Consider the following 1,699-nt stretch of genomic DNA (forward strand, 5'->3'; position numbering starts at 1 on the left):
GCGGGCGGGGCTTTATGCTATACCGCTACCCCGCGGGGGTGGGGGCCCGCGCCTATTGCGGGGGGGGGGGGGCGCGGGGGCCGCCCGCCCCGGGTGACCCGCGCCTGGCGTCCGGCCAGGCTCACCACGTCGCCCGCCCGCAACTGGCGGCCGCGACGCAGTTCGACCTCGTCGTTGACTCTGACCAGCCCGGAAGAGATCACGGTCTTGGCCTCCGAGCCGGATTCGATCAGGTCGGCCAGCTTGAGGAACTGGCCGAGTTTGATCCGATCGTCGGAAATGGGCACCTCGACTGGCTCGGACATGGATCGATTATCGCCCCGCGCGGCCACGGCGGTTCCCCCGGGTGCCGCCCCGGCGGCCGGACGGGTTCAGGCCCGCCCGTGCCTGCGCTCATAGGCCAGGCGTTCGGCGCCCGCCCTTGCCCTGGCGTCGGCGTCGGCCAGCGCGGGGTCAAGGCCGTGCTTGATGAGCCGGTGCCTGCGGTAGACGTACATCAGCGCCACCGTGAAGTAGATCAGCGGCAGATACAGCAGCGCCATCATCGACAGACCCATCCACGCCGGGCCGGGCAGCAGCAGGAACAGGCACAGCGGCGGGATCACCGGAATCAGGAAGCGCATCAGGTAGCGCCGCGTCGCACCGGGACCGGTGAGATCGCGCAGCACCCAGTCCGACATGGAGGCGGGCAGGGTCCTGCCGCAGATGTAGCCGATCCGCTGCGGGAGGGTCGGCGTGCTGCGTTCACTCATGCTTCCCAGCATCCCATGTCCGGTCGCGCGGGCCCCGGCAGCCCGGGAGCACATGACGGCCAGGCAGGACAGGACAGCTTGAGAGGACAGGACAGCCCGGGAGGACAGGAGGCGGATCGTCACGCCGTGACGGCGAGGGCCGCGGCCAGACCGAACGCGATCGTCATGAGCGCCGCGTCGAGGACAGCGCGGCGCAGCGAGTCCCCCGCGCTCATCCGGTGCCCGCTCGCCCGGCGCACCCAGTCGCGCCGCCACCACCAGCCGAGGGCGAGCAGCGCGACCAGCACCGTCGCCTTGGCGAGGAGGACGCGGCCGTACCCGGTGCCGACCAGACCCGTGCCGACCAGACCGGCCGGTCGCGCCGGGTCGTCCGCGGCGAGCCGGATGAACCCGTTGAGCACGCCGGTCGTGGCCACCACCGCGGCCAGCGGCAGCGCGAGCGCGGAGTAGCGCGGCAGGGCCGCCGCCCATTCGGCCCGGCCGCGGGCCACCAGCGCCAGCGCCACCAGCAGGCCGAGCCAGGCCGCCGCCGCCAGCGCGTGCGCCGCCGCGAGCACCGACCCGAGCGGCTGCTGGGACATGTGCCCGGTGACCGGCCGCAAGGCCAGCGCCACCGCCGCGAACACCAGCACCAGGTCGGCGGACGGCTCGGCGGGCCAGGACCGGCCGTCGCGGCGGAAGGCCAGGGCGCTGTAGCCGGTGAGCACGGCGACGCCGAGCAGCACGGCCAGCCCGATCCGGCCGGTGCCCACCTGGCCCACATAGTCGGCGAACTGCCCGGCGCCGAGACCGACGACCGGGACGCCGACCACCTCGGCGGCGCCGCAGACCAGCACACCGGCCTCGGCCACCCACCAGACGCCGCCGAGGACGGCCATGGCCAGCCAGGGCGTGCGCAGGCGCTCGTGCAGGCGGGGCAGCGCGGCCAGACCGAGCACGGTCGCGCC

2 protein-coding genes and 1 pseudogene are annotated in these 1,699 nt (G+C 74.3%); all 3 read right to left on the bottom strand.

Features of this window, described 5'->3' with window-relative positions; translation table 11 throughout:
• Nucleotides 1–92: 92 nt before the first annotated feature.
• Nucleotides 93–305, bottom strand: a pseudogene (locus QH283_RS17745) (RNA-binding S4 domain-containing protein); the annotation flags it as partial.
• Nucleotides 306–371: 66 nt separating this feature from the next.
• Nucleotides 372–752: a DUF5313 family protein gene (locus QH283_RS17750; RefSeq protein WP_280504107.1), complete on the bottom strand. Its 381-nt coding sequence runs from the start codon at nt 750–752 to the stop codon at nt 372–374.
• 119 nt (nt 753–871) lie between these two features.
• A partial coding sequence (locus QH283_RS17755; RefSeq protein ID WP_280504108.1) for a CopD family protein occupies nt 872–1,699 on the bottom strand: 828 nt, incomplete at its 5' end.

Source organism: Nocardia farcinica (assembly GCF_029867845.1).
Classification (GTDB): domain Bacteria; phylum Actinomycetota; class Actinomycetes; order Mycobacteriales; family Mycobacteriaceae; genus Nocardia; species Nocardia farcinica_A.

Excerpts from the sequence above, each read along its gene's own strand:
- QH283_RS17750 (WP_280504107.1), bottom strand. The coding sequence starts at position 752 with ATGAGTGAACGCAGCACGCCGACCCTCCCGCAGCGGATCGGCTACATC.